Source organism: Sulfitobacter sediminis (assembly GCF_040811725.1).
Lineage (GTDB): Bacteria > Pseudomonadota > Alphaproteobacteria > Rhodobacterales > Rhodobacteraceae > Sulfitobacter > Sulfitobacter sediminis.
Genome location: NZ_JBFNXX010000059.1, coordinates 1 through 6,173, shown reverse-complemented (window position 1 = coordinate 6,173; position 6,173 = coordinate 1). Strand labels below are relative to the sequence as shown.

The following is a 6,173-nucleotide window of genomic DNA, read 5'->3' as shown; positions in this document are numbered from 1 at the left end:
CTTGTGCCGCTTGTTTGCCATTCTCTGTCCTCCGTTCCCTATACATAACGGTGGACCTAGTCAGATGAGGCATTCCACCTGCATCTACGCAGAAGCAATGATGAACAGGACACCTTGGCAGCTCTGGGACTTTCACAAAGGTGTGCCGAACCCTGATGCGTCGACGCCCGAGGCAATGGCAGTCCTTGAGCGGGCCTTTGATCAAGCGCCAGGTGCCTGGGATCATCCAGGCCTTTTGCACATGTACATACACTTGATGGAGATGTCGCCCCATCCGGAACGAGCTCTGCGCCATGGGGACCGTTTGAAAGACCTGGTGCCTGATGCGGGCCACCTCGTCCACATGGGGACGCACATCGACGTTCTGTGTGGAGAGTATCAAAACGTCCTCTATCGCAACCTCGCGGCAGCAACGGTCGACGACAAATTCAAGGCCTACGCCGGACCAGCCAACTTTTATGCCCTCTACCGCATCCACAATCTCCACTTTGCCTTCTACGGTGCAATGTTCCTCGGGCAAAAGGCTGCGGCCGTAGATGCGGTAGTGCGTCTACGCGATGAGGTCCCTGATGAAGTGGTCCGCTCCTATCCTGACATCTTCGAAACTTTCGTAGCTGCCGCGCCTCATGTCTACATCCGTTTCGGCATGTGGTCGGAGATCCTCGAATTGGAGCAGCCCGAGGACAAGGAACTTTACGTCACAACAAATGCGCTGATTTACTATGCCAAGGCTGTCGCCTTGGCCAATCTCGGCCGCCATGATGAGGCAAATTCGGCAATGACTGATTTCACTGCGGCCTATGCCAAAGTGCCGGACAGCCGGATGCTCTTTAACAACAAGGCACGTGATGTGCTTGCGGTGGCTGAGGAGATGATGAAGGGAGAGATATCCTTCAAGGCAGGCCGCCGCGAGGAGGGGCTAGATCATCTTCGCAGGGCCGTCGAACTAGACGACAACCTCGAATACGAAGAGCCTTGGTCGTGGCCGCAACCGACACGTCATGCTTTGGGAGCTCTGTTGATGGAGACCGGTGAGTATGGCGAAGCTGAAGCGGTCTATCGAGCTGATCTTGGTCTAGACGGGAAACTACCGCGTCCCAGCCAACACCCCCGCAACGTATGGGCGCTTCACGGCCTGCATGAATGCCTGATGAGACGCGGCGAAAAGGTCGAGATACCCCATGTCAAACTCTTGCTTGATCAGACAATCGCCCGTGCCGATATCCCCATCCGAGCGAGTTGTTTGTGCCGTGCTGCAGCGGCCTAGCAACACACTTCGAGCAAGGTCAAGCTGATCGATCAGTGAGAGTCCGAAGCAAGAATGGATTTCGCTGTATTTCGCTTGCGTCAATCGCACGACTTAGGAAACTTGGCTGACAGTTCTCGAGGTCCGGGCTAGCCTCTGGTGAGCAGGGAGGTAGCAATGGAAAAAAGGCTTGCTGCGGTTCTGGCGGCGGATGTTGTCGGATACTCAGCATTGATGGACCATAATCGGGACCAGACACTCAAAGCTCTCAAGACTTTCCGAGAAGAGACCTTGATGCCCGCGCTCGCGAAACATGGTGGGCGACTGATCAAGAGCATGGGGGACGGCTGGATCGTCGAGTTCCGGTCAGCCACAAATGCCGCCGAATGCGCGATTTCCATCCAGTCGAACGAAAAGCGGGCAGACATCCAGCTCCGCATCGGCGTTCACACAGGCGAAGTCATTACCGATGGCGATGACATCTTCGGCGATGGAATCAACATTGCTGCGCGTCTCGAGGCATTGGCCGAGCCTGGGCAGATATTGCTATCGGATACGGCACATAACAGCCTGGACAGAACCTCCGCTGCCTTGTTCTTCGGCGGTGGAGACACCCAGCTGAAAAATATTTCACGTCGCGTAGGTGTCTGGCGTTGGCCTGATGGTTCGGCGCTGAAACAAGCGGCGTCGACCGTGGACAAGCCCGGCATTGCTGTACTGCCGTTCGACAACATGTCCGGTGATCCGGAGCAGGAGTATTTCTGCGACGGCGTCAGCGAGGACATTATCATCGAACTCTCGCGGTTCCAGGACCTGTTTGTTATCGCCCGCAACTCTTCGTTCTCCTTCAAGGGGCGATCAGTGACGCACCGGGACGTTGCCCGAGAACTCGGCGTAAGATACATGCTTGAAGGCAGTGTGCGCCGAGCGTCGAAACGTATTCGCATCACCGCGCAGTTGATAGAATGCGGGACTGGTACCCACATCTGGGCGGAGCGCTATGACCGCAATCTTGAAGACATCTTCCAACTTCAGGACGAGATCACGCGCAGCGTCGTCGGCGCGATTGCACCGCAAATTTCTCAGGCCGAACTTGCACGCGCAAGCCGAGTGCAGGATATCGACTTCAATTCCTATGACTTGGCCCTCAAGGCCCAAGCGCTCTTTCAGGAAGGGGCATATTCAGACGAAAGTGGCTATGAAAATGTCTTGGCATTGGCGCAACAGGCGATCGACCTCGACCCGCGCAACTCGCACGCAATTTGGATCAAAGCCTATGCCTACGCTAACCGCTATCTCTATCAACTCGACGACAATCCAGACGAAATGCTTGACCTTGCCGAAGCGGCGGCGGAGCGCCTTTTCCAGAGTGACAGGTCCGACCCGAGGGCTTTGACGGTCCGTGGCATAATCCGCCATTTCCGGCGCGCATACGACGAGGCTACCTCTGATTTTCGACGCGCCTTCGAACTCAATCCGAATTTCGCCCTGAACATCCTTTTGATGGCTTGGCATGAATCGCTCGTCGGGCGGCTCGACGAAGCAAAGGAACATGCACAGCTTGCGTTGCGCCTGTCGCCGCGAGATGCGGATGTATGGGTAGGCAACGCCTATCTTGCACTCGCTCAGGCATATTTTGCCGAGAGCAACTTCGTTGACGCCCGACACTGGGGCGAACGTGCCATTCAGATGACGCCGCGCGCCCCTATTCGGAGGGCCCTAATGATCGCTGCTTCAGCCCATCTCGGCCGACCGAATGAAGCGCGTCCACATGCCGAAGCTTTAGCTACTTTCGCGCCGACTTTTCTGGAGAGCATCTCTTCGGGGCGTCTTGCCTTGTATCGCCTGCCTGAGCACAACTCTCTTCTCGTCGAAGGCATAGCGAAATCCATGGTCTGATCCCCAACTAGAATTCGCACCAATATCCCAGCAGCCGACTGAGTCTAGCGATCAGCTACTGTCTGCTTTGTCCGCATCTGAGACGTCGGAGGCATCAGTGCCGAACGGCAGCTGCCTGCAGGAGCGGTCGTTTAGGTACCAAAGCGGACCTCGCCGCTCGGTTCGGTCGTCTCGAATGGTTTCTAAGTGCGGCTTTGCGGACATCTGACTGAAACGCTCAGATGTCTCAGAAGAGCCCGGAGCAGGCTTTACCAGCCTCTCAAGCCAGCGTCTTCCCAAACCGACGACGTTCGGACATCATTCCCCGCCAGGCAGGGTAACCTCGCCCTCCCAGTCGGAAATTCGGTGCGGCAGCGCCAGGAATTTTGAGGCGACACGTGTCTTGGTCGTTCCAGATCCAGTCATCCCTGAATATTTCCCGGTAGAGGCAACGATCCGCCATTCGTTGAAGCCGAAGCGAACAACCTCCCATCTCATGGTGAACGTATCCTCGTCTTCCCCATACACGCAGACGCCGCCGCCGCTGATACCGCTGGGTCCACCAAAGCCTGAGCCTACACACCGGACAAAGCCGCGGTCGATTGGGCCCTCGTTCACGGAATAGGTCCCATAGTTGTCCTCTGACCAGAAAACGTCCTGTCCAGCGGGAATCTGCTCTTGGTTGACGACATAGTAATTCGTTACTGACACTTTCTCTGCCGCGGTCAGGCACTGAGGTGCCAAGAGAACTGAGCAGATGAGTATGGAACGCAGCATATTCTTGTCCTCGACAGTGGGGCAAAGCCAACATGACAGAGCCTATGCCATTCGTGACAGGAACGGAACTCATAGTCGGACCTGCAACGTCCACTTGGTCCCGCGTTGCAGTTATTGCCTGGTTTGCGATGAACGTCCGGTCCATTTGAAAGCGGTCGTTGGCAACCGTTGAACCGCGGCTTCCAGCACGAACGGCAGCTTCCGCCGTACAGCAGACACTCGCAAAATTATGCTCCACGTCAGCTACGCGGACGAAGCGGACTTTCGTGTGTCTCCAAAAAACTTCTCCATTTTCCGCGAGGGGTCAGTCAGGAAGGCCAAGGTCTCTCAGATGCACAACGACACCATCAACGATGGATGGATCGCTGAATGCCTGATTACGCACCCATCCTCCAATTGACAGTGACTGACCGTCGGCTTGGGCTCTACGAAGGCACGCTATGGCGTCTTCGCGCCGTCCAGCCTCGCAATAGGCCGCCAATAGCAAGATCGGGCTGAAGTCGGGTCTCGATGAACAGAGTTCGCCCAGTTCCTTAATAGCGGCGTCGAAATCCCTGATGAGAAAGTGATTGCGCCCAAGATTCATGCGATACCAGTCAGGATAAATCGGGCACAGCTGCATGGCTTTGCGGATGGTGTCGAGCGCATCGATCGGACGTCCGCACAGAGCCAGGACCATCGAGGCAATCGCCAGTACGAAAGACTGACCAGAGGCCCTCTCCAGCGCCTCATCGATGTAGTCGCTGGCGGCGGCAAAGTCGCCCCCCTGCATCGCGCTCATGGCCATCAGCGCAAACGGTTCCGCAAACGAAGGGTCGATCTCCCTTGCCTGTTCTGCGGCGCGGAACGCTTCAGCCAGCGATGTCATGGGATCCGACGTCCAGTTGTGTCTCGCATCTGACCAATGCGCCCAACCGAGCTTGCACCAGGCAACTGCGTAGGACGGATCAATTTCCAGTGCCTCTTGAAGAAGCCAGCGTCCCTTGTCTGTATCTTCTTTGACATGGTTATCGATGAGTTCCGCTCCGCGAATACACCGCTCCCAAGCTTCGAGATCCCTGGTCCCGCTTGCCCAGAGCCGCGCCTGTTCGCCGTCAGTCAAGTGTACCTGCAAAGAAGACACGATCTCTCGCGTGATCTCGTCTTGGATATCAAAAATGTCCTCGATCTGCCGACTGTACCGCTCTGAAAAAATCGTCTGCCCCGATTTTGCATCAGCAAGTTGGGCGATTACGCGCAACCGTTCCCCCTGCTTGCGGACACTGCCCTTGAGCACGTATCTCACGTTCTGTTCCCTGCCGATGTCTCGGACGTCCGGAACTTTGTTCCGATAAACTCGGGTCGACGCCGGATCCATGACGGCAATCCGTTCAATCTTCGACAGCGCAGTCACGATCTCCTCGGCGATGCCTTCACAGAGGATGTCCTGCTCGGCGCTGGATGCCAGGTTCTCGAACGAAAGCACCGCGATCGATGGCTTTTCCACTTTGGGGACGGTATCTTGCGCGTCTTCAGAGGGGGGTGTGTCCGGCCAGTGCCAAACGCGCATCGGTGTGTCGATGTTCTTCACCTGAACATCGCCTGTTTCGGTAAAGCAGGCCAGGGCATGAAGGCGGATCTGCTGATGAACCACGTCCGAAACGCAGATCCCTCCGATACCGGCGATGGCCTCCAGACGCGCTGCGATGTTGACGCCGTGGCCGTAGAGATCGCCGTTGTCAACAATGACATCGCCCATACTTATTCCGATTCTTAGCCGGATCGGATCTTGAGCCTCCACGATAATATTTTGCACCGATAGCGCTGATTTGACGGCGCTGACTGCGCTCGGAAACTCGACCAGCATACCATCGCCGATAAGCTTGAAGATCCGACCACCGTTCTCTGCGATCGTCGGCTCAACGACGGTTCTGCGCTGAGCTTTAACGGCGTGCAATGTGCCGATCTCATCGTCGGCCATCATCGCTGAATAGCCGACGACATCGATCGCCATGATAGCCGCGAATTTGCGCTCCATTGGCACCCTCCCTGTCGACAGAGCCAGTGTGACTCAAAGATGACCATGGATCCATGCACTGATTGGTGGGGCTTCGATCGACGCCATCGACTGTTCTTCAGATGCCTAAGAGTAAAGGTGAGGATGTCGGCCTTGGGTTAAGTGCGGTCATCTGACAGATCTGTGTGAACGGCCGGTGTGCGGAGATGTTGTTGAAAAACTCTGCTTGAGCGAAGCGTGATCGGCTGATTCACTTGCCCTGAGGCAAGGGAGATC

General features: G+C 56.3%; 4 protein-coding genes. 2 read left to right on the top strand and 2 right to left on the bottom strand.

From position 1 onward, the window contains the following. Positions 1 to 64: 64 nt before the first annotated feature. Together AB2B41_RS22830 and AB2B41_RS22825 are read left to right on the top strand one after the other, a co-directional pair. Entirely contained in the window at positions 65 to 1,267 is a 1,203-nt protein-coding gene (locus tag AB2B41_RS22830; protein WP_367880133.1) for a tetratricopeptide repeat protein, read from the top strand. Positions 1,268 to 1,423: 156 nt separating this feature from the next. Beyond that, entirely contained in the window at positions 1,424 to 3,145 is a 1,722-nt protein-coding gene (locus AB2B41_RS22825; protein ID WP_367880132.1) for an adenylate/guanylate cyclase domain-containing protein, read from the top strand. 297 nt (positions 3,146 to 3,442) lie between these two features. Here the strand turns inward: AB2B41_RS22825 and AB2B41_RS22820 are convergent, their stop codons facing one another. Next, a complete protein-coding gene (locus AB2B41_RS22820) occupies positions 3,443 to 3,901 on the bottom strand; it encodes a hypothetical protein (RefSeq protein ID WP_367880131.1) in 459 nt (152 codons plus the stop codon). 304 nt (positions 3,902 to 4,205) lie between these two features. Next, positions 4,206 to 5,918, bottom strand: a complete 1,713-nt coding sequence (locus AB2B41_RS22815) for an adenylate/guanylate cyclase domain-containing protein (RefSeq protein ID WP_367880130.1) — start codon at positions 5,916 to 5,918, stop codon at positions 4,206 to 4,208. Between the last annotated feature and the right edge of the window lie 255 nt (positions 5,919 to 6,173).